At 39.7% G+C, this 21,169-nt stretch carries 23 protein-coding genes; all 23 read left to right on the plus strand.

Annotated features, from left to right (window positions below; translation table 11 throughout):
- Nucleotides 1–4 precede the first annotated feature (4 nt).
- The 23 genes from topA to fliY all read left to right on the plus strand — a co-directional run bounded on the left by topA (nucleotide 5) and on the right by fliY (nucleotide 21,150).
- Nucleotides 5–2,089 carry a type I DNA topoisomerase gene (topA, locus tag DDE80_RS00780; protein WP_108305785.1) on the plus strand — a complete coding sequence of 695 codons (2,085 nt, stop codon included), beginning with the start codon at nucleotides 5–7 and terminating at the stop codon, nucleotides 2,087–2,089.
- 18 nt (nucleotides 2,090–2,107) lie between these two features.
- Nucleotides 2,108–3,418 (plus strand): FADH(2)-oxidizing methylenetetrahydrofolate--tRNA-(uracil(54)-C(5))-methyltransferase TrmFO, encoded by a 1,311-nt coding sequence (gene trmFO / locus DDE80_RS00785; protein ID WP_108305786.1) that lies wholly within the window; start codon nucleotides 2,108–2,110, stop codon nucleotides 3,416–3,418.
- Nucleotides 3,419–3,619: 201 nt separating this feature from the next.
- Nucleotides 3,620–4,519: a tyrosine recombinase XerC gene (gene xerC / locus DDE80_RS00790; RefSeq protein ID WP_235612242.1), complete on the plus strand. Its 900-nt coding sequence runs from the start codon at nucleotides 3,620–3,622 to the stop codon at nucleotides 4,517–4,519.
- 14 nt (nucleotides 4,520–4,533) lie between these two features.
- The gene (gene hslV / locus DDE80_RS00795) at nucleotides 4,534–5,076 is read left to right on the plus strand and encodes an ATP-dependent protease subunit HslV (RefSeq protein WP_108305788.1); all 543 of its coding nucleotides are present in this window, start codon (nucleotides 4,534–4,536) and stop codon (nucleotides 5,074–5,076) included.
- Nucleotides 5,077–6,468 carry an ATP-dependent protease ATPase subunit HslU gene (hslU, locus tag DDE80_RS00800; protein WP_108305789.1) on the plus strand — a complete coding sequence of 464 codons (1,392 nt, stop codon included), beginning with the start codon at nucleotides 5,077–5,079 and terminating at the stop codon, nucleotides 6,466–6,468.
- An 88-nt stretch (nucleotides 6,469–6,556) separates the two neighbouring features.
- Entirely contained in the window at nucleotides 6,557–7,336 is a 780-nt protein-coding gene (gene codY / locus DDE80_RS00805; protein WP_108305790.1) for a GTP-sensing pleiotropic transcriptional regulator CodY, read from the plus strand.
- A gap of 388 nt (nucleotides 7,337–7,724) precedes the next feature.
- A complete protein-coding gene (gene flgB, locus DDE80_RS00810) occupies nucleotides 7,725–8,117 on the plus strand; it encodes a flagellar basal body rod protein FlgB (RefSeq protein ID WP_108305791.1) in 393 nt (130 codons plus the stop codon).
- A gap of 2 nt (nucleotides 8,118–8,119) precedes the next feature.
- A complete protein-coding gene (gene flgC, locus DDE80_RS00815; RefSeq protein ID WP_108305792.1) occupies nucleotides 8,120–8,581 on the plus strand; it encodes a flagellar basal body rod protein FlgC in 462 nt (153 codons plus the stop codon).
- Between the two features lie 16 nt (nucleotides 8,582–8,597).
- Nucleotides 8,598–8,906 carry a flagellar hook-basal body complex protein FliE gene (fliE, locus tag DDE80_RS00820; protein ID WP_108305793.1) on the plus strand — a complete coding sequence of 103 codons (309 nt, stop codon included), beginning with the start codon at nucleotides 8,598–8,600 and terminating at the stop codon, nucleotides 8,904–8,906.
- 60 nt (nucleotides 8,907–8,966) lie between these two features.
- A complete protein-coding gene (fliF, locus tag DDE80_RS00825) occupies nucleotides 8,967–10,556 on the plus strand; it encodes a flagellar basal-body MS-ring/collar protein FliF (RefSeq protein WP_108305794.1) in 1,590 nt (529 codons plus the stop codon).
- Between the two features lie 17 nt (nucleotides 10,557–10,573).
- A complete protein-coding gene (gene fliG / locus DDE80_RS00830; RefSeq protein WP_108305795.1) occupies nucleotides 10,574–11,590 on the plus strand; it encodes a flagellar motor switch protein FliG in 1,017 nt (338 codons plus the stop codon).
- Nucleotides 11,574–12,362: a flagellar assembly protein FliH gene (gene fliH, locus DDE80_RS00835; RefSeq protein WP_345788839.1), complete on the plus strand. Its 789-nt coding sequence runs from the start codon at nucleotides 11,574–11,576 to the stop codon at nucleotides 12,360–12,362. The genes fliG and fliH overlap by 17 nt, the downstream gene beginning before the upstream one ends.
- 5 nt (nucleotides 12,363–12,367) lie before the next feature.
- On the plus strand, nucleotides 12,368–13,693 hold the full coding sequence (gene fliI, locus DDE80_RS00840) for a flagellar protein export ATPase FliI (RefSeq protein WP_108305797.1): 1,326 nt from the start codon (nucleotides 12,368–12,370) through the stop codon (nucleotides 13,691–13,693).
- Nucleotides 13,693–14,136, plus strand: a complete 444-nt coding sequence (fliJ, locus tag DDE80_RS00845; protein ID WP_108305798.1) for a flagellar export protein FliJ — start codon at nucleotides 13,693–13,695, stop codon at nucleotides 14,134–14,136. The genes fliI and fliJ overlap by 1 nt, the downstream gene beginning before the upstream one ends.
- A 4-nt stretch (nucleotides 14,137–14,140) precedes the next feature.
- Nucleotides 14,141–14,728 carry a MotE family protein gene (locus DDE80_RS00850; protein ID WP_108305799.1) on the plus strand — a complete coding sequence of 196 codons (588 nt, stop codon included), beginning with the start codon at nucleotides 14,141–14,143 and terminating at the stop codon, nucleotides 14,726–14,728.
- Nucleotides 14,729–14,743: 15 nt separating this feature from the next.
- Complete coding sequence (locus DDE80_RS00855) at nucleotides 14,744–15,958, plus strand: flagellar hook-length control protein FliK (protein ID WP_108305800.1); 1,215 nt, start codon at nucleotides 14,744–14,746, stop codon at nucleotides 15,956–15,958.
- A 2-nt stretch (nucleotides 15,959–15,960) separates the two neighbouring features.
- Entirely contained in the window at nucleotides 15,961–16,674 is a 714-nt protein-coding gene (gene flgD, locus DDE80_RS00860) for a flagellar hook assembly protein FlgD (RefSeq protein ID WP_108305801.1), read from the plus strand.
- Nucleotides 16,675–16,697: 23 nt separating this feature from the next.
- Nucleotides 16,698–17,060, plus strand: a complete 363-nt coding sequence (locus tag DDE80_RS00865) for a TIGR02530 family flagellar biosynthesis protein (protein ID WP_427901786.1) — start codon at nucleotides 16,698–16,700, stop codon at nucleotides 17,058–17,060.
- 88 nt (nucleotides 17,061–17,148) lie between these two features.
- Nucleotides 17,149–18,138 (plus strand): flagellar basal body rod protein FlgG, encoded by a 990-nt coding sequence (gene flgG / locus DDE80_RS00870; RefSeq protein WP_108305803.1) that lies wholly within the window; start codon nucleotides 17,149–17,151, stop codon nucleotides 18,136–18,138.
- Between the two features lie 62 nt (nucleotides 18,139–18,200).
- Nucleotides 18,201–18,425, plus strand: coding sequence for a flagellar FlbD family protein (locus tag DDE80_RS00875; RefSeq protein ID WP_108305804.1), 225 nt, complete (start codon nucleotides 18,201–18,203; stop codon nucleotides 18,423–18,425).
- Nucleotides 18,412–18,855 (plus strand): flagellar basal body-associated FliL family protein, encoded by a 444-nt coding sequence (locus DDE80_RS00880; protein ID WP_108305805.1) that lies wholly within the window; start codon nucleotides 18,412–18,414, stop codon nucleotides 18,853–18,855. Before DDE80_RS00875 ends, DDE80_RS00880 begins: the two co-directional genes overlap by 14 nt.
- A 32-nt stretch (nucleotides 18,856–18,887) precedes the next feature.
- On the plus strand, nucleotides 18,888–19,883 hold the full coding sequence (fliM, locus tag DDE80_RS00885; protein WP_108305806.1) for a flagellar motor switch protein FliM: 996 nt from the start codon (nucleotides 18,888–18,890) through the stop codon (nucleotides 19,881–19,883).
- On the plus strand, nucleotides 19,876–21,150 hold the full coding sequence (gene fliY / locus DDE80_RS00890; protein WP_108305807.1) for a flagellar motor switch phosphatase FliY: 1,275 nt from the start codon (nucleotides 19,876–19,878) through the stop codon (nucleotides 21,148–21,150). Before fliM ends, fliY begins: the two co-directional genes overlap by 8 nt.
- The last annotated feature ends 19 nt before the right edge of the window (nucleotides 21,151–21,169 follow it).

Here is a 21,169-nt window from a genome sequence, read left to right on the forward strand (position 1 = left end):
ATAAATGGCAGATTATTTAGTAATTGTGGAATCACCCGCAAAAGCAAAAACAATTGAACGTTATTTAGGCAAGAAGTATAAAGTAAAAGCGTCGGTAGGGCATGTGCGTGACTTACCACGAAGCCAAATGGGCATTGATACAGAAAACAACTACACGCCAAAGTACATTACCATTCGTGGGAAAGGCCCTGTTTTACAAGAGTTAAAAACAGCGGCTAAAAAAGCGAAGAAGATTTATCTCGCGGCTGACCCCGACAGAGAAGGGGAAGCAATTGCTTGGCATTTAGCTACCGCGCTTAATATTGATATGGATTCGGATTGTCGTGTCGTATTTAATGAAATTACTAAAGATGCAATTGTCGAATCATTTAAACATCCACGCCCTATTAATATGGATTTAGTAGATGCGCAACAAGCACGTCGTATGCTAGACCGTCTTGTGGGGTACAACATTAGCCCGATTTTATGGAAAAAAGTTAAAAAGGGATTGTCTGCTGGACGCGTACAGTCCGTAGCTTTACGTTTAATTATTGACCGTGAAAATGAAATTAAAAATTTTATTCCAGAAGAGTATTGGACTATTGACGCTAACTTTATTAAAGGCGCAAAAGCATTTGATGCACTTTATTATGGTACAGCACAAGAAAAAGTAAAATTAACGAATGAACAAGAAGTGCAAGCCGTACTAAAACAGTTGAAAAATAATGACTTCACTGTAAAGAGCGTGACAAAAAAAGAGCGTAAACGTAATGCAGCGCCTTCGTTTACAACGTCTTCACTACAGCAAGAAGCAGCACGTAAGTTAAACTTCCGTGCGAAAAAAACGATGATGCTAGCCCAACAATTATATGAAGGTATTGACCTCGGGAAAAAAGAAGGCATCGTCGGCTTAATAACGTATATGCGTACGGATTCGACACGTGTGTCTGATACAGCAAAGACAGAAGCAGTTGCTTACATTAATGATAAGTACGGTGAAGAATTCATTGCAACAGCAGAACGCCAAACTAAAAAAGCAACGAATTCACAAGATGCGCACGAAGCGATTCGACCAACGAGCATTATGCGTGCACCTGAAGCGGTTAAAGCTGTGCTAAGTCGTGATCAGTTGCGTCTTTATCGTTTAATTTGGGAGCGTTTTATCGCTAGTCAAATGGCACCAGCCGTCTTAGACACGGTATCAGTAGACTTGCAACAAGGTGACGTAGTGTTCCGTGCAAACGGTTCGCAAGTTAAATTCCCTGGTTTTATGAAAGTGTACATCGAAGGCTCGGATGATCAAAAAGAAGAGAAGGCAACTTACTTACCGGAGATGGTAGAAGGAGATATTGTCAAGGCAGAAACGATAGAGCCGAAGCAACACTTTACCCAACCACCACCGCGTTTTTCTGAAGCACGTTTAGTAAAAACGATGGAAGAGTTGGGGATAGGGCGACCATCAACCTATGCACCAACGCTTGATACGATTCAGCGACGTGGCTATGTGACACTTGATGCAAAACGTTTTATTCCGACAGAGTTAGGTGAAATTGTTCATCAGCTAGTGCTCGAATTTTTCCCTGATATTTTAGATATTGAATTTACTGCTCAAATGGAGCGAGATTTAGACGAAATTGAAGAGGGAAATCGCAAGTGGGTAGAAGTTATTGATGAGTTTTATCAAGACTTCGAAAAACACGTAGAACATGCGGATGCAGAGATGGAAAAAGTCGTAATTAAAGATGAGCCAGCAGGTGAGGATTGTGAGAAGTGTGGTTCTCCAATGGTTTATAAATTAGGGCGTTATGGCAAGTTTATGGCTTGTTCGAATTTCCCAGAATGTCGTAATACGAAAGCGATTGTAAAGTTAATCGGCGTAAAATGCCCAAGCTGTGAGACAGGCGAAATTGTGGAGCGTAAAAGTAAAACACGCCGTATTTTCTACGGCTGTAACCAATATCCAGCCTGTGAATTTGTCTCGTGGGATAAACCGATTGCACGTCCTTGTCCGAAGTGTGAGTCGCTATTAGTAGAGAAAAAGTTGAAAAAAGGTATTCAAATTAAATGTACGAACGATGAGTGTGACTACGAAGAAACACCAGTACAATAAGAAAGTGCGGTAGAAAATATGACACAAGTAGTAAATGTAATTGGAGCGGGTTTAGCAGGTTCTGAAGCTGCTTGGCAATTAGCAGAGCGCGGTATTCAAGTGCGCTTATACGAGATGCGACCAGTAAAGCAAACACCTGCACATCATACGGATAAATTTGCGGAGTTAGTATGCTCTAACTCTTTACGTGCTAATAGTTTAACGAACGCTGTTGGTGTGTTAAAAGAAGAAATGCGTCAAATGAATTCAGTGATTATGCAAGCTGCAGACAAATGTGCCGTGCCAGCAGGTGGGGCATTAGCAGTTGACCGACATGAATTTGCGGGGTATGTAACAGATGCTGTGAAAAACCATCCGCTTGTTGAAGTTATCCATGAAGAAGTTACACAAATTCCAGAAGGCATTACGATTATTGCTACTGGTCCATTAACTTCAGAAGCGTTAGCTAAAGAAATTCAAGCACTTACAGGCCAAGACTATTTATACTTCTATGATGCAGCTGCACCAATTATCGAAAAAGATAGCATTGATATGAATAAAGTTTATTTAAAATCGCGTTATGATAAAGGTGAAGCAGCATATTTAAACTGTCCTATGACAAAGGAAGAGTTTACAGCGTTTAGAGAGGCGTTGATTGCTGCTGAAGTTGTACCACTTAAAGAGTTTGAAAAAGAGATTTATTTTGAAGGATGCATGCCGATTGAAGTCATGGCGACGCGCGGCGAAAAAACGATGTTATTCGGTCCAATGAAACCAGTGGGGTTAGAGGATCCGAAGACAGGTAAGCGTCCATATGCGGTTGTACAATTACGTCAAGACGACGCAGCGGGCACACTTTATAATATTGTCGGCTTCCAAACACATTTAAAGTGGGGGCCACAAAAGGAAATTGTTCAAATGATCCCAGGTCTTGAAAATGTAGAAATTGTACGTTACGGCGTAATGCACCGCAATACGTTTGTTAACTCACCAGAAGTGTTAGAAAAAACGTATCAAATGCGTGAACATAAGCATATCTTTTTAGCTGGTCAAATGACGGGCGTCGAAGGGTATGTCGAGTCCGCTGGGAGTGGACTTGTAGCGGGGATTAACGCGGCACATTTAGCGAAGCAAGAACCGTTAATTGTCTTCCCTAGTGAGACAGCATTAGGTAGTATGGCGCGTTATATTACAGAAGCGCATGCGAAAAATTTCCAACCGATGAATGTAAACTTTGGGATTTTCCCAGATTTACCACCAGGTCGTCGCTCTAAACCTGAGCGTGCGGAAATGCATGCTAATCGAGCATTAGAAGCCTTGAAAGATTTTAAAGCATCTACTATAATTTAAAACGATAGCTGCATAGTCGCTTGCGATTATGTAGCTTTTTCATGTGTTGCGTTACTTTTTGGACATAGTTTACAAGGAATTGCAATTAAAAAAAGATCAAATTATCTTTTTACTTGCACAATTCGCCTAATAGGTATAGAGTTTCCTTGTGTGTTTCAAAAGCTGGAGCAATACAACAAAGTTGGGATGGTGAGCATGGCTGTGAATATTTCAACAAATGAAGCAATGGCGCAATTTGTTTTATATATTACTGTCGAAAAAAACTTTTCTCCGCATACCATTTCAGAGTATCAAGCAGATTTACAAGATTTCTTTTCATTTTTACAAGCAGAAGCAATTATGTCTTGGTCGCAAGTAACGTATCCTGTAGCAAGACTTTATATTACGCAACTTTACGATAAAAAATTAGCACGTACTACGGTATCACGACGCATTTCAGCGATTCGCTCATTTTTCCGTTTTTTAAATAAAACGTATGATGTGGATGACAGTGCATTTCATTTGCTCTATCACCCTAAAAAAGAGCAACGATTACCGCAGTTTTTTTATGAGCAAGAGTTGGCTAAGCTTTTTGAAGTGGCACATGGCAAGGATAAAAAATCACAGCGCGATTTAGCTTTATTAGAGCTACTCTATGCAACGGGTATTCGAGTGAGTGAACTAACCGCGCTTACGTTAGAAGATATTGATTTCACATACAGTATCATACGAGTAACAGGTAAAGGGCGTAAGCAACGTATTGTTCCCTTTGGCGTTTATGCCAAAGAAGCATTAGCGTACTATATTGCGAATGGGCGTGAGCGACTTATGAAGTCAACAAATCATCCCTATGTATTTGTAAACATGCGCGGGGGAGCGCTAACTGCACGGGGTGTACGTTATGTGCTAACCGCTCTTATGGAGCAAGCTACCCTGCATAGTAAAATTCATCCGCATATGCTACGCCACACCTTTGCAACGCACTTGATTAACAACGGTGCAGACTTGCGTACGGTTCAAGAACTTTTAGGGCATAGTAGTTTGTCATCAACGCAAATTTACACCCATGTGACAACGGAGCATTTACGAAAAACATATATGAACGCTCATCCAAGGGCGTAACTGGAGGTATTGAAATGGGACAAATTCATGCAACCACAATTTTTGCGATTCATCACAATGGCGCATGTGCTATGGCAGGTGATGGACAAGTGACGCTCGGAAACGCTGTAGTAATGAAGCATACCGCGCGTAAGGTCAGACGTCTGTTTAACGGTAAAGTGCTAGCAGGTTTCGCTGGTTCAGTAGCGGATGCATTTACATTGTTTGAGATGTTTGAGGCGAAGTTAAATGAATATGATGGTAATTTACAACGAGCTGCTGTAGAAGTTGCTAAACAGTGGCGCGGTGATAAGATGTTACGTCAACTTGAAGCGATGTTACTAGTAATGGACAAATCGACGTTACTTCTTGTGTCTGGTACAGGCGAAGTTATTGAGCCAGATGATGGTATTTTAGCAATTGGCTCTGGTGGGAACTACGCACTTTCAGCAGGCCGAGCATTAAAGAAATACGCAGGAGATACATTAACAGCTAAGCAAATTGCAGAGGCAGCATTAACAACTGCAGCTGATATTTGTGTGTTTACGAATCATCAAATTATTGTGGAGGCGTTATAAATGACAAAAAACACGTTAACTCCAAGACAAATCACAGAGCAATTAAGTCGTTATATTGTAGGCCAAGATGAAGCGAAACGTGCGGTTGCCATTGCTTTACGTAACCGCTATCGCCGTTCGCAATTACCCGAAGCACTTCAAGCTGAAGTAGTACCGAAAAATATTTTAATGATCGGTCCAACAGGTGTAGGGAAAACAGAAATTGCGCGTCGTATTGCTAAGTTGACACAAGCACCTTTCATTAAAGTGGAGGCTACTAAATTTACTGAGGTAGGTTATGTTGGTCGTGATGTTGAATCGATGGTGCGTGATTTAGTAGAGGCTTCGCATCGTCTTGTTAAAGAAGAGCTTATGCAGGAAGTACAAGCACAGGCGGAGCAATTAGCAAATGAGCGTTTAGTAAAACTACTTGTGCCAACACAAAAGCGAAAGCAAGCAACGCAAAATCCATTTGAGATGTTGTTTGGTGGTCAAGCTACAAGTGAGCCTGATGAAGAAGAGGATACAACGGTACGTTCAAAGCGCGCGCAAGTTGCCATTGATTTACAAGCGATGAAGCTTGAAGAAGAGATGGTAACGATTAAAGTTGAAGAGCAAAACATGGCGATGTTCGATGCGTTACAGGGGGCTGGTATGAATAATAACCCTGGTATGCAAGACATGCTTTCGAGTTTAATGCCTAAGCAAATGAAGAAACGCCGTCTTAAAGTAAAAGATGCACGCCGTGTGTTAACACAAGAAGAAGCAGCAAAGCTTATTGATAGTGATGAGCTAACACAAGAAGCGGTAGTGCGCGCTGAGCAAACAGGTATCATATTTATTGATGAGATTGATAAAATTGCGAGCCGTTCTAATGGTAGCTCCTCAGCAGATGTGTCACGCGAAGGGGTACAACGTGATATTTTACCGATTATTGAAGGGTCGACTGTTACGACAAAATATGGTCCTGTAAAAACAGACTACATGCTCTTTATTGGTGCGGGGGCATTCCATATGTCTAAGCCTTCAGACTTAATCCCAGAGCTTCAAGGGCGTTTACCAATTCGAGTAGAGCTAGAAAAACTAACAAAAGATGATTTTATACGCATCTTGAAAGAGCCGGATCAGTCGCTGTTAACGCAGTATGAAGCATTGCTGGCGACAGAAGGTGTCACACTTGCATTTACCGATGATGCGATTGAGCGCATTGCTGAAATTGCGATTGAAGTAAATCAAGAGACCGATAATATCGGCGCACGCCGCTTGCATACGATTTTAGAGCGACTGCTTGAAGAGGTATCTTTTGAAGCTTCTGAAATTGCACCCGCTCATATTGAAATTACGCCCGCTTATGTCGACGGAAAGCTCGGCAAAATTGTAGGCGATAAAGACTTATCACAATTTATTTTATGATTTTAAGAGGAATTAGTTTCGCTAACTTGAAAAAACCTTTAGAATATTAAGAAAATAGCGAATGACTAATTTAGGAGGAACTATACAAATGGATTTATTAGCAAAAACACGTACAATTAACTCAATGTTACAAGCATCTGCAGGTAAGCCGGTGAACTTTAAAGAGATGGCAGATATTTTAGGAGATACGATTGATAGTAACGTTTACATCGTAAGCCGTAAAGGTAAGTTATTAGGCATCTCTATCCATCAGCAGATTGAAAATGAGCGTATGAAAAAAATGTTTGAAGAACGTCAATTCCCAGAGGAATATACGAATAACTTGTTTAACATTACCGAAACTTCTTCAAATTTAGATATTGATAATGTGCACTCTGCTTTCCCGATTGAAAACCGCGAGCTATTTGCTAATGGCTTAACGACTATCGTACCAATCATTGGTGGTGGTGAGCGCTTAGGTACATTAATTTTAGCGCGTCTTTTCGAGCAATTTGGTGATGAGGATTTGATTTTAGCAGAATATGGTGCTACTGTAGTTGGTATGGAAATTTTGCGTGAAAAAGCAGAAGAAATTGAAGAAGAAGCACGTAGCAAAGCTGTCGTACAAATGGCAATCAACTCACTATCGTTTAGTGAACTAGAAGCAATTGACCATATTTTTGAAGAACTAGATGGTACAGAAGGCTTGCTTGTAGCTTCTAAAATTGCTGACCGCGTAGGCATTACACGCTCTGTAATTGTTAATGCTTTACGTAAACTTGAAAGTGCTGGTGTAATTGAATCACGTTCTTTAGGCATGAAAGGCACATATATTAAAGTGCTGAATGATAAGTTTTTAGCAGCGCTTGCAGAAGTTAAAATGAAGTAACGGTGTGCAAAATAGATTCCATACACTCGTATGGAGTCTATTTTTTCGTAAAATATCTTATTTTTGACGAAATTATGAATAAAAAACGTAGAAACAGTAAAATAAAACTTTAGACTCATTAGTGTAGGAGTAAAGGCTGTGGACAAAAATACATATATGTGAAGAATGCTGATAGAATTAAGGTTTATTCAAAAAAACATTGTATAATAGCAATTGCAATAAAGCTCAAAACATAATTGTATATAAGGACAAACACCTAAAAGTAGTTACAATAACCTAACCATTCTAAAAAATGTGTAATAGACACTACAGCATAACTTAATTACAATTAGAGTATAGAAGATATAATCGACTGAAAACTGTAGTAAACGTAATAGGGGTGAAAATGATGAACTTGTTTGGAGGTACGATCCAATCGATTGAGCGGGGGTTAACGTATGCTTCGACGAAACAAAAGGTAATTGCACAAAATATTGCCAATGTGGATACGCCCAATTATAAAGCGAAAGACGTTAGTTTTAAACGTATGTTAGAACAACAAAAGCAAGCCGTACTACACGCTAATCGTACGGATGAGCGCCATATTGACTTTACTTTCAACAAAACTACGCCAGGGGTTTATAGTTATACCAATCTGCGTTATCGTAGTAACGGTAATGGTGTGGATATGGATAAGCAACAAGCGGAGTTAGCTGAAAACGTAATTTATAACAATGCCTTAATCGAGCGATTAAATGGTAAATTTAGAACACTCAATACCGTAATCAAAGGAGGTAAGTAACGATGACGATATTTCATGGAATGAATACAACAGCCTCGGCCTTAACGGCGCAACGACTTAGAATGGACGTTATTTCTTCTAATATGGCAGGTATGGATGTCACACGTGCTAAGCAAGTAAATGGCGAGTGGGAACCTTATCGCAGAAAAACGGTAACGATGTCCGCGGCTGAAGGCAAATTTTCTAATTTTTTGAATGTCGCAATGGGTAAGCAAATTAAAGGCGCTGAGGGAAATGGTGTTAAGGTAACTCGCATTAAAGAAGATAATGAAACACCGTTTAAACTAGTGTATAATCCAACACATCCTGATGCAGATGCAGAAGGGTATGTGCAAATGTCTAATGTAGACCCTTTGAAAGAAATGGTAGACTTAATATCAGCTACTCGTTCATACGAAGCGAATATTACCGTATTTAATGCCAATAAAAATATGTTGTCAAAAGCACTAGAAATAGGTAAATAAAAGGGAGTGAATACATATGCCAGTTAATTCTGTATCTATGATGGGGCCTACTACAATACAACAACCAGTTAAGCCTACCCTACATACTCAGCCTTACGAGGCTCAACAAAATTTTGCAGCAACTTTAAAAGATGCGATTGCCAATGTGAACGCACAACAAATCACGTCAGATGCAATGACTAATCGATTAATCAACGGTGGTAATGTAGAGTTACACGATGTTATGATAGCGTCGCAAAAAGCAAGTGTAACGTTAAATGCCACGATTGAAGTTCGTAATAAAGTGATAGAAGCCTACCAAGAAATAATGCGTATGAGTGTCTAATTACACGGTTATCGCGAGTTATTCATTGTTGGAGCATTCACTATAACCGGAGGATTCGTAATGGATGAACGACTAACTAAAATAAAAGACGACGCGAAAGCCTTTTGGCAAAGTCGTAGTAAGCGGCAAAAAGGTGTCATGATAGGCGGAGTAGTTAGTGTGCTTTTACTTGCCGCCGTCATCACTTTTTATGCCACAAGAACTAATTTTGTGCCACTCTATAAAGATTTATCAACCGCTGAAATTGGCGGGATTAAAGAAGCTTTAGATGCCCAAGCTACACCTTATGAAATAGGTCCTGGTGGGACATCTATTTTAGTGCCACAAGAGCAAGTGGATCAGTTATTAGTACAATTAGCCGCAGAAGGCTACCCGCAGACAGGTTTAATTAGCTATGACTCCATCGGTAATACTGGTTTTGGTGTTACGGATAATGAGTTCCAAGTGAAGAAGTTAGCAGCTACGCAAAATGAACTGCGTAACTTGCTGATGGTATTTGACGGTGTTAAAGGAGCTAATGTTATGCTGACGCTGCCGAAGCAAGATGTATTTGTAAAACCAGCGTTAGAGACGAATGAGACTCAAGCAGCGATTACGCTCAATACAGCACCAGGACAGCAATTTACAGATGAACAAATTGCGACGATGTATCGCATTGTCGAAAAAAGTGTACCTAATTTAAAACCTGAAAACATTCGTATTACTAACCAATACTTAGAGGATTTTTCAATTACACCAAAAGCTAGCGGCGGTGACCTTATCGCCACACAGCTAGATACGAAGAAGAAAATCGAAACGGATTTACAAAACCGTGTGCACGCGATGTTAGGAACATTAATGGGTCCTGAAAAAGTAGCGGTCGTTGTAACGTCAGATATTGATTTTAATAAAGTAAATGAAACAGGGGAGTATGTTGAACCTGTCGATGAAGAAAATATGGAAGGGCTAAAGATTAGCGTTCAGCGTATTACAGAAAACTATACGGGAACAGGCGCTAATGCAACAGGCACACCGGAAGCAGGACAACCGACGGATAATTTAATCAATTATCAAGAGGGCGCATTCGGTGACGGTGAGTACGAACGTATTGAAGAAACGATTAATAATGACGTTAACCGCATCCGAAGAGATATTGAAGAAGCACCTTATCGTATTCGCGACTTAGGCATTCAAGTAATTATTGAGCCGCCTACGCCAGATGATGCGAATTCTTTAGAGCCGCAAGTGCGTGATGATATTGAGGCTATTTTAGCTACAGTCGTACGTACGTCTCTTGATAAAGCTGCTGCTGGCGAATTAACAGAGGAAGCGTTGCAAGATAAAGTGACGTTAACCGTTCAAGAAATGCAAGGTAAAGTTGATTTTGCAGAGAACGAGAAACCAATCATTCCGTGGTGGGCATGGGTAGTTGGTGGTATATTATTAGCTGTTATTTTATTACTCGTATTCTTCATCCTACGCTCGCGCAAAAAAGCACAGCAGGAAGAAGAAGAGCTTATTTTTGAGGAACAAGAAGAACTTGTTGTGGACGACTTAGAAGACGAAGTCGAAACAGAAGCAACATTGCGCCGTAAACAGCTTGAAAAGATGGCCAAAGAAAAACCTGAAGACTTTGCTAAACTACTGCGAAGCTGGATTGCAGACGAGTAACTAGGAGGTTTCCTTAAATGTCTAAAACGAAGGACAAAGAATTAACAGGTAGACAAAAAGCAGCACTCCTTTTGATTTCAATGGGACCTGAAGTGTCTGCTGCGGTATATAAACATTTAGATGAAGAAGAAATTGAACGTTTAACACTTGAAATATCTAGTGTTAAACGTGTAGAGCCAGGCGTGAAAGAAGAAATCATTGAAGAGTTTCATAATATTGCGCTAGCGCAAGACTATATTTCACAAGGCGGTATAGGCTATGCCAAGACCGTTCTTGAGAAGGCATTAGGTGAAGAACAGGCGCAGACGATTATTAATCGTTTGACGTCTTCTTTACAAGTGCGTCCATTTGATTTTGCACGTCGCGCTGATCCTTCTCAAATCTTTAACTTTATTCAAAACGAACACCCACAGACGATTGCGTTAATTTTATCGTACTTAGAGCCTGAGCAAGCAGGTGTGATTTTATCTTCATTACCGCAAGAAGTACAAGCGGATATCGCTAAACGTATCGCGTTAATGGACTCAACGTCACCTGAAGTAATTAGTGAAATTGAATCGGTGCTTGAACGTAAGCTATCGTCTACCGTGACGCAAGACTACACAGAAACGGGCGGCGTAGATGCAGTTGTTGAAGTATTAAACGGTGTAGATCGTCAAACAGAAAAAACGATTCTCGATGCGCTTGAAATTCAAGACCCAGAACTTGCTGAAGAGATTAAGAAACGCATGTTTGTATTTGAAGATATCGTTACACTCGATAATCGTTCAATCCAACGTGTAATTCGTGATTGTGAAAATGAAGATTTACTATTATCACTGAAAGTTTCAAGTGAAGAAGTAAAAGAAATCTTATTTGGCAATATGTCACAACGTATGGCTGAAACATTTAGAGAAGAAATGGAAATTATGGGACCTGTACGATTGCGTGATGTAGAGGAAGCACAAACACGCATTGTAGGTACAATTCGACGCTTAGAAGATGCTGGTGAGATTATTATTGCTCGCGGTGGAGGCGATGACGTCATTGTCTAGAATTATAAGGTCAGTACATGTGCAACCGCAGGAAGATGAAGCACGTGAGATTAAGATTCAACGTATATTTGAAGAGCAAGCGCTACCTGAAATGAGTGAAGGTGAGTCACTAACGCTTGCAGATGTTTATCATGAACGAGATAAATTATTAGCAGAAGCAAGAGCGACACTTCACCAGGAGCAAGAAGCTTTTACTGAGGAGCGCATGCAACTTTTAGAAGAAGTTGAACAGCTACGTCAAGCTTGGGAAGAAGAGCGACCTCAGCACGTGCAACAAGCTTATGAGGAAGGTTTTGCACAGGGATACGAAGAAGGTATGCATAAAGCAGAAGCTGCTATGCAAGAAGCGCTTACCCAAGCAAATCAAGTCGTATCTCATGCACAAAGTAACGCCAGTGCTTATGTAGAGGCACAAGAGCAAGTGATTTTGTCTCTTGCATTAGAAGTAGCAGAGCATATTATGGGTACGAGTTTAGCGCAAGACGAAAATTATTTCGTACCACTAGTCAAGCGCGCCTTGAAAGAAGCACGCGAAATGAAAGAAATAAAAATTTATGTAGCCCCAAAATATTATGAAGTAGTAACAGAGAAACGTGATGAATTAGCAGAGATGTTTCCACCAGATGTACCTTTACTCATCTTTGTTATCGAAGAGTTTGAAGACACGGAATGTTATATTGAAACGAATCATGGGCGCATTGTCGTAACCATTGACGAGCAGTTGCAAGCATTGCGTAACAAGTTATTCGAGCTGTTAAGTCGCAAGGAGTGAAGCGTATGAAAGCGGAGCAATTACTTGGGCGTATTACGAGTATACCGACCTTTAAAAAATATGGTCGTGTAACACGTGTAGTAGGCTTAATGATTGAGTCACAAGGTCCGGAAAGTTCAATAGGAGATGTTTGTAAAATACATGTTCCTACAATTCGTGATGGTGACCAAGTGATTTTAGCTGAAGTAGTAGGCTTTAAAGATGAAATTGTCGTATTAATGCCGTATACATCATTACGAGAGATTTCAACAGGTTGCTTAGTAGAAGGTACGAATGCGCCTTTAGAAATTAAAGTAGGCACGGAATTAATAGGAAAAGTGCTCGATTCGATGGGAAAACCAATCGATGATACTTTATTGCCTAGTGGAATGGCTACAGTGCCTACTGAGCAAGACCCCCCAAATCCGTTAACGCGACCGCCTATTGATGAACGTTTAGAGGTTGGGGTTAAGGCCATTGATGGTATGTTAACCGTAGGTAGTGGACAACGTATTGGTATCTTTGCAGGTTCGGGTGTTGGTAAAAGTACGTTACTAGGAATGATTGCGCGTAATACAAAAGCAGATTTAAACGTTATTGCCTTAATTGGGGAGCGTGGTCGTGAAGTACGTGAATTTATCGAACGTGATTTAGGACCAGAAGGACTTAGTCGTTCGATTGTGGTGGCGGCTACTTCTGATCAGCCTGCGCTGATGCGAATTAAAGGTGCTTTTACTGCGACAGCGATTGCAGAGTACTTCCGTGATCAAGGGCTCAACGTCATGCTTATGATGGACTCTGTGACGCGTGTTGCCATGGCGCAACGTGAGGTAGGGTTAGCCGTAGGAGAGCCACCAGCAACGCGTGGTTATACACCATCCGTATTTGCGATTTTACCTAAATTATTAGAGCGTACAGGTACGAATTTAAAAGGCACGATAACCGCTTTTTATACTGTATTAGTAGACGGGGATGATATGAATGAACCGATTGCAGATACAGTGCGTGGTATTTTAGACGGGCATATTGTCTTAGACCGAACATTGGCCAATAAAGGACAGTATCCTGCAATTAATGTTTTAAAAAGCGTAAGTCGATTGATGAATCATATTGCCACGCCAGAACATCGGGCAGCAGCCGAACGTTTGCGTAACTTGTATTACACGTATGATAAATCAGAGGACTTGATTAATATAGGCGCATACAAAAGAGGCACCTCACAAGAGATTGATGAGGCGATTCACTATGAGCCCCTTATAACCGCTTATTTAAAGCAAGGTTTTATGGATAAAGTATCGCTAGAAGACAGCGTGCAAGAATTAATTCAATTATCTAATGGCGGTGGACGTTGATGTATCATTATCGTTTTCAGCAAATCTTGACCATTCGAGAACAAGAGAAAAATGAAACCGAAATGGCATATAAAGATGCTACGAAAGCTTTTGAGGAAGTAGCAACAAAATTATATGATTTATTAAAACGTAAAGAAGACCTACTTGCTTATCAACAGGAGCGATTAACGATTGGAGCTTCTATTGATGAAATTCATCACTATGCGCGCTTTATCGACAGTTTAGAAAAAACGATTGAGGACGTGCAACAAAAAGTTATTCAAGCACGTGCTAAAATGCAGTGGTATGAAGAGAAATTATTAGAAAAAAACCTTGAAGTACGAAAGTTTGAAAAGATGCGAGAAAAAGACCATGAGTTGTTCAAAGAAGAACAAAACCGTATCGAAATGAATTTTTTAGATGAAGTGTCATTGCAAACATATAATAAAAGAGAAAATAGGTGAGCGCATGGCTAAAGAAGAAGAGTCAACACCTGAAGTACAACCTAAAAAGAAAAGTGGCTTCTTTAAAAAGTTCTTTCTTTTCTTTTTAATACCTGTCACATTTATTATTGCTGTTCTATTAGTAGTGTCACAACTATTAAATGTAAATGTCTTCAATTTCAAAGACATGGACATTCCTTTCGTAGCTTCTGATAAAGAAAAAACGAAGGAACAGGCGATGAATAACGATGAAAAGGTGTTAGAGTTACAAGGTGTCATTGCAGAAAAAGAAGCGCAAATCGCAGAGATTCAAGCACAATTAAAGACATCTGAAGAAGCAAATGAAAAGCTGCTAACAGAACAAGAAAAAATCTTGTTTGAATTAGAGAAAGTAAAGCGAGAAAAAGACGATACTAAGAGTGAGTACAGTGAAATTGTTGCCACATATGAAAAGATGTCAGCCAAAGCAGCTGCACCTGCGATTGTTAAGTTGAGCGATGCGGAAGCCATTCGCATTTTATCAAGTTTAAAATCTGATACGGTAGCTAAGATTTTTGAAAAAATGACACCTGAAGAAGCAGCAAAATACACAGAGTTACTCGCTAAGCAATAAAAGGAGGTGATAAGGATGAACGTACAACTTATGCAGATGGTTCAAGTGAAAAAACCAGAAGCACCAGAAGTACCAAAACCTACAACAAACAATAAAAATGAATCATTCGGCACGATGTTTAATAAGGTAGTTAATCAACAGAAAACGCCAGAAAAAACAACTTCAGCGGTGGAACCCGCAGAGGAAACAGGAGCGGTATTGAAGGCGAAAAACGTCAAGGAACTGCTTGATATTTTAGGCTTACAAGAAATTGATGGTTTAATTTTACTAGATGATAAATTAATAAGTGTTGAAGAGTTAATGGGCAATCTATCTGCGCTATTACAACTTGTTAACTTAGACGAGCAAGATTTACAGCGATTTATGGTAGCTCTAACAAATCAACAAGATGCAGTAGAGGATGTGTGGGCTTTATTAAGCGCACTATCAACAGATGATTCAGGCATTCAAAGTAAGCTCTCTGCGATGCTACAAGGTGAACATGCCATGACACCAAAGGAAGCAAATCAATTTGTTGCGATGCTTAAGTTTATGCAAGTAGCAGCAAAAGATGTTGATTTGACGAGCATGCAAGAAGGCAAGTTACAGTCACTATCTACGTTGTTAGAAAACGTAGTGACGACGATGACAAAAACATCAACTGAAACGAAAGCGGCTTTGCCATTTGAAACAAAAGCGGCTTTGCCATTTGAGCACTTATTAACCCAAGCGAAAAGTGAAGTAAAACCTACAGGGCAAGAAGCATTAACGCAAAACACGATACAAACGCGTCCTAATACTTTCCAAGTAACTTTGCCACAAGCACAGCCAGGTCAGTCAGAAGCATTACTTAAAGAAATGCAAGCTATTATTAATAAAGCGCAAATCTCACAAAATCAAGGTGTTACAAGATTGATGATTAAATTGTATCCGGAAAATTTAGGAACATTACGTGTAGAACTTGTGCAGCAAAATGGTATTTTAACGGCGCGTATGCTAGCTTCAACAGCAGCAGGACGCGAAATGATTGATAATCAATTACATCAACTAAAACAAGCATTTGTGCAACAAGGTTTACAAGTAGAGCGCATTGATGTAGGACAAACTTTACAAGATACAGACCGTAACAATCGTGAACAACAAGGCTTCTTTAATCAGTTTTTCAAGCGTCAACAACAGGAGCAAGAAAATAAAAAAGAGCAAAAAGAGCAACAAAGCTTTGAAGAGTTTTTAGCGAATGAGGAGGTTTAAGTATGCCTGTAACGACAGTAGGTTATAACGGTAATAATGTCTCACGTAATAAACCGCTTGAGTCTGGTAAAATTACAGATGATTTATATTTAAGCAATTATAAAAAACCCGTAAAAGAAACAGGAAATTCGATGTTAGGGAAAGATGCGTTTTTAAAATTACTTATTACGCAACTTCAAAATCAAGATCCAACCAACCCTATGGATGACCGCGAATTCATTGCGCAAATGGCTCAGTTTTCATCGTTAGAGCAAATGCAAAAAATGACAAAAGCAATGGAATCTTTATTGTTATCACAACAGCAATCACAATTAATGAATTATACGACATTTATCGGTAAAGATGTGAAGTGGCATGAGTTAACAGAAGAGAAAGATACAGAAGGTAACTTTGTAGTAAAAGAAGGTAACGGCATTATTCAGTCGGTGCAGTTTAAAGACGGTGAAGCGATATTTACATTAGCTGACGGTAAAACGATTAGTGCGGGTAATATTTCAGGTGTATTAGGAAATGGTGCAGAAATGAATGCAAGTACAAATACATCACCACTCGTTCAGGCTAGCGCTATGATAGGTAAAAAAGTAACTTATCAAGAAGATGAGCAAGAAGTAGAGGCACATGTCGTATCTGTTTCAAATAAAGACGGTAAAATTTTATATGTGCTAGATAATGAGAAAAAAGTAGCGGGAGATGCGTTTACCGTAATCAGTGAATAAGGTGGGTGAAGCCATTGCGAAATATGGCCATACAACATTTGCCTTTGCAAGTGACGATACCTGCACCTAAAAAAAACATAGCTAAAACTGCAGACAGTTCTTTTATCGCCCATTTAGAGCGAGCGAGCGCACAGCAGTTAAAGTTAAGTAAACACGCTTCAGAACGTTTAGCACAACGCCAAATTACCATTACAGAAGGTGAGTGGCATAATGTTTCAACTAAAGTGCAAGAAGCAAGTTTAAAGGGTGTTAAAAACCCACTCGTTTTGATGGAACAAGCAGCGTTAATTATTAGTGCTAAAAACAGCACAGTAATTACGGCGATGGATCGCACCGAGGCAAAAGCGCAAATTTTTACGAATATTGACGGCACAATTGTGCTGTAGGGCTGGACCTTCTTAAGCTAAGGAAGCCTTAGCATTTGCTGACTGATAGACGCAAGTGCGACGACAATCGAAGGGAGAACAATATATTATGTTACGTTCCATGTATTCAGGGATTTCGGGTTTACGAAACTTCCAAACAAAATTAGACGTTATCGGTAATAATATCGCTAACGTTAACACACACGGCTTCAAAAAAAGTCGCGTAATCTTTAAAGATTTAATTTCACAAACACAATCAGGTGCATCAGGTGCTACAGCTACACGTGGTGGTGTTAACCCTAAGCAAGTAGGTTTGGGTGCACAAATGGCAGCGATTGATACGATGCACGGTGGAGGGTCAATGCAATCTACAGATAACGTACTTGACTTAGGTATTGAAGGCGATGGTTTCTTTATTGTAGCTGACTCTACAGGTTCGGGACGTGATGAAAATGGTAATATACAACCAGGCGATGATGATGGAGCGTTTACAGGCTTAGTTTATACGCGTGCTGGTAATTTCTATATGGATAATGATGGATATCTCGTTAATGCTGATGGTAAATATTTATATGGTCATGCGAATAGTACAATATATACTAAAATAGAGGGTATTGAAGGCGCTGACCCTAACGATGATAAAGAGTCTAGTTTTGATGAAGATAAAGGTGCGAATGGTCTTACTGGAACTACAGGTGATCTAAGTGGAGAAGATTTAGAATTGGGGCCTATTCGTATTCCAAAAGATGCTGAGAGTATGAGTATCGGTCAAGATGGTACAATTTCTTATGTAGATGCTGCAGGTAGTTTACAATATGCAGGTCAATTAATTATGGGTAAGTTTTCAAATCCAGGTGGTTTAAATAAAATCGGAGGTAACTATTATCAACCAACAGCTAACTCAGGAGAAGTTTTACAACAAGTTGCTACGGTAGCTGGTATGGGTACTGTACAATCTGGTTTCCTTGAAATGTCCAACGTTGACTTATCAGAAGAATTTACAGAGATGATTGTAGCGCAGCGTGGTTTCCAAGCGAACACACGTATTATTACAACGTCAGATGAGATTTTACAAGAACTTGTTAACCTAAAACGATAAGATAAGTACTGCATTGAGAAGGAGGGTCGGGCCGGCTCCTCTAGTGGTCCGGCCCTAATTCAATGATACAAGTAACTCGATTAAATGGTAAAACGTTTACAATCAACGCGTTATACATAGAAACTGTCGAGTCATTCCCTGACACCACAGTTAGGCTGACGACAGGATCGACAGTATTAGTAAAAGAATCTGAAGAAGAGGTGCGAGAAAAGGTTAGAGCCTTTTATTCCAATATACAAATACTATCAAACCCGCACCTACGAGGTGAAGATGATGAAGAAGAATAAGACGATGACGATTGTGATAATTGCGCTGGTCGTAGTTATCTTAATCGGTGTAGTAATTACGGTTGCGTTAATGATGCGCGGCGGTGATGACAAAGAAAAGAAAGAAACAAGGATTGAGCCATCAATTGAAGATATTTTATTAGCTTCGGTAGATGTCGAGGAAATTACAACGAACTTATCAGATAAGAAGTTTGTGCGCTTAACACTTAAGATTCAAACGTCTAGTGAAGAAGCTGCTGCTGAGTTGACACAACGTGATTTCCAAACGAAAAACATTTTAATTAAAGAGTTATCTGAAATGTCTTCAAAAGATTTAGAAGGTAAAGAAGGTAAATTATTGCTTGAAAATACGTTGAAAACCCAGCTCAATGAGTTGATGCGTATTGGTGAAATAACAGAAGTATCCATTACTTCTTGTATTATTAGTTAAGTAAATAAATGATGTAAATTGGAGGTGGGCAAATGGCGGGAGATGTATTATCCCAATCGGAAATTGATGCGTTGCTCTCCGCAATATCTACCGGTGAAATGACAGCTGATGATATCAAAAAAGAGGATGAAGAAAAGCGTGTAAAGGTTTATGATTTTAAACGCGCCTTACGTTTTTCTAAAGACCAAATTCGTAGTTTAACGCGTGTACATGAAAACTTTGCGCGTTTAATTACCACCTTTTTTTCCGCACAATTACGCACGTATGTGCAAATTACGGTAGCGTCAGTTGACCAAATACCATTTGAGGAGTTTGTTCGCTCAATTCCTAATATGACACTAATTAATGTGTTTGAAGTGCCGCCTCTTGACGGTAACATCCTAATGGAAATTAACCCGAACATTGCCTATTCTATGCTAGACCGTATGATGGGAGGAACGGGCGAGAGTCATAGTAATGTGGATAACTTAACAGAGATTGAAACAAAAATTATGACAAACTTATTCGAACGTTCTTTTGATAACTTACGAGAAGCATGGGAAAGTATTGCAGAGATTGACCCAATGTTAGTAGAATTAGAAGTAAATCCGCAGTTTTTACAGATGATTTCACCTAATGAAACAGTTGTCGTAATTTCACTGAACACTGTAATTGGTGAAACGAGCGGTATGATTAATATATGTATACCACACGTAGTGTTAGAACCAATTGTGCCTAATTTATCTGCGCGTTATTGGATGCAGTCTAATACAAAGGAAATGTCGCCAGAACAAATCAAAGCGCTTGAGACAAATGTACGCCGTTCAGAGTTACCTGTAAGTGTAGAACTTGGTACAGCAGATATTACGATTCAAGATTTCTTAATGATGCAGTACGGTGACGTATTACAATTAGATAAAAAAATTGATAGTCCGCTCGTATTGAAAGTAGGTAATTTACCGAAGTTTACAGTACAACCGGGTAAAGTAAATAAAAAATTAGCGGTGCAGATTATTGAACCATTGAAAGGAGGAGACGAAGATGAGTGATGAAATGATATCGCAAGAGGAAATTGATGCGCTATTACGAGGAGAGTCATTAACAGACAAACCTCTTCAAGAAACTGAAGCGGCTCCGTCAGAAGATAGTGATGAACTACGAGTAGAAGATTATTTAGATGAAATGGAGCAAGACGCGTTAGGTGAAATTGGTAATATTTCATTCGGTAGCTCTGCTACAGCACTGTCTTCATTGCTAGGTCAAAAAGTTGATATTACAACGCCTAGCTTATCCATGATAAATCGTAATAAATTAGAAGAGGAATTTCCTCATCCTTATGTAGCTGTTCAAGTAGAATATACCATTGGTTTGCTTGGTATGAACTTACTTGTCATTAAGCAATCAGATGCAGCGATTATTGCTGACTTAATGTTAGGCGGCGACGGTTTAAATCCAAATGAAGAGCTTGGTGAAATCCAACTAAGTGCTGTTCAAGAAGCGATGAATCAAATGATGGGTTCAGCTGCTACTTCAATGTCAGCCATTTTTAATAAAAAAGTTGATATATCTCCTCCCTCTATTGATTTAATGAACCTTACGAAAAAAGAGGGCGAAGATAATATACCAGAAGATGATTTACTGGTTAAAGTATCATTCCGATTACGTATTGGCACGCTAATTGATTCTAATATTATGCAATTATTACCATTGAAATTCAGTAAAAGTATTGTGGGCTCGTTATTAAATGGCGGTATGGAAGAGGAAGCACCTCAATTAACAGAAGAAGTAAGTGCACCACAGCCGACACCACCACCTATGCCAGAAGTACCAGTACAACAAGCACCACCTGAGCCGGCTCCTCAGTATCAACAGCCGCCAATGCAAGAGGCACCGCCGCAATATCAGCAACCGATGCAGCCGCCACCAATGCAACAAGCACCGCCGCAGTACCAGCAACCGATGTACCAACAGCCGCCAATACAACAAGCGCCGCCTGTTAATGTACAGCCAGCACAGTTTGCTTCATTTGAGTCAGCAAGCTTAGGGCAAAATGAAAATAGAAATCTAAATATGTTACTTGATATACCACTACAAGTTACGGTAGAGTTAGGACGTACGAAGCGTTCTGTAAAAGAGATTTTAGAACTATCTGGCGGTTCAATTATTGAGTTAGATAAGCTTGCAGGTGAGCCTGTAGACATACTTGTAAATAGTCGATTAATTGCAACGGGAGAAGTTGTAGTTATTGATGAAAACTTTGGTGTGCGAATTACAGATGTTTTAAGTCAAGCAGAGCGAATTAATCACTTACGATAAATGATTTGGAGGAAATAAT

This window comes from Metalysinibacillus jejuensis (genome assembly GCF_003057615.1).
Classification (GTDB): domain Bacteria; phylum Bacillota; class Bacilli; order Bacillales_A; family Planococcaceae; genus Metalysinibacillus; species Metalysinibacillus jejuensis.

Coding starts and splice junctions, on each gene's coding strand:
- fliH (WP_345788839.1), top strand. CDS start 11,574: ATGACGTCATTGTCTAGAATTATAAGGTCAGTACATGTGCAACCGCAG.
- fliG (WP_108305795.1), top strand. CDS start 10,574: ATGTCTAAAACGAAGGACAAAGAATTAACAGGTAGACAAAAAGCAGCA.
- DDE80_RS00850 (WP_108305799.1), top strand. CDS start 14,141: ATGGCTAAAGAAGAAGAGTCAACACCTGAAGTACAACCTAAAAAGAAA.
- flgG (WP_108305803.1), top strand. CDS start 17,149: ATGTTACGTTCCATGTATTCAGGGATTTCGGGTTTACGAAACTTCCAA.
- flgD (WP_108305801.1), top strand. CDS start 15,961: ATGCCTGTAACGACAGTAGGTTATAACGGTAATAATGTCTCACGTAAT.
- fliJ (WP_108305798.1), top strand. CDS start 13,693: ATGTATCATTATCGTTTTCAGCAAATCTTGACCATTCGAGAACAAGAG.
- topA (WP_108305785.1), top strand. CDS start 5: ATGGCAGATTATTTAGTAATTGTGGAATCACCCGCAAAAGCAAAAACA.
- fliI (WP_108305797.1), top strand. CDS start 12,368: ATGAAAGCGGAGCAATTACTTGGGCGTATTACGAGTATACCGACCTTT.
- flgC (WP_108305792.1), top strand. CDS start 8,120: ATGACGATATTTCATGGAATGAATACAACAGCCTCGGCCTTAACGGCG.
- fliF (WP_108305794.1), top strand. CDS start 8,967: ATGGATGAACGACTAACTAAAATAAAAGACGACGCGAAAGCCTTTTGG.
- DDE80_RS00865 (WP_427901786.1), top strand. CDS start 16,698: ATGGCCATACAACATTTGCCTTTGCAAGTGACGATACCTGCACCTAAA.
- hslU (WP_108305789.1), top strand. CDS start 5,077: ATGACAAAAAACACGTTAACTCCAAGACAAATCACAGAGCAATTAAGT.
- trmFO (WP_108305786.1), top strand. CDS start 2,108: ATGACACAAGTAGTAAATGTAATTGGAGCGGGTTTAGCAGGTTCTGAA.
- hslV (WP_108305788.1), top strand. CDS start 4,534: ATGGGACAAATTCATGCAACCACAATTTTTGCGATTCATCACAATGGC.
- DDE80_RS00855 (WP_108305800.1), top strand. CDS start 14,744: ATGAACGTACAACTTATGCAGATGGTTCAAGTGAAAAAACCAGAAGCA.
- fliM (WP_108305806.1), top strand. CDS start 18,888: ATGGCGGGAGATGTATTATCCCAATCGGAAATTGATGCGTTGCTCTCC.
- DDE80_RS00875 (WP_108305804.1), top strand. CDS start 18,201: ATGATACAAGTAACTCGATTAAATGGTAAAACGTTTACAATCAACGCG.
- fliE (WP_108305793.1), top strand. CDS start 8,598: ATGCCAGTTAATTCTGTATCTATGATGGGGCCTACTACAATACAACAA.
- fliY (WP_108305807.1), top strand. CDS start 19,876: ATGAGTGATGAAATGATATCGCAAGAGGAAATTGATGCGCTATTACGA.
- flgB (WP_108305791.1), top strand. CDS start 7,725: ATGAACTTGTTTGGAGGTACGATCCAATCGATTGAGCGGGGGTTAACG.
- DDE80_RS00880 (WP_108305805.1), top strand. CDS start 18,412: ATGAAGAAGAATAAGACGATGACGATTGTGATAATTGCGCTGGTCGTA.
- codY (WP_108305790.1), top strand. CDS start 6,557: ATGGATTTATTAGCAAAAACACGTACAATTAACTCAATGTTACAAGCA.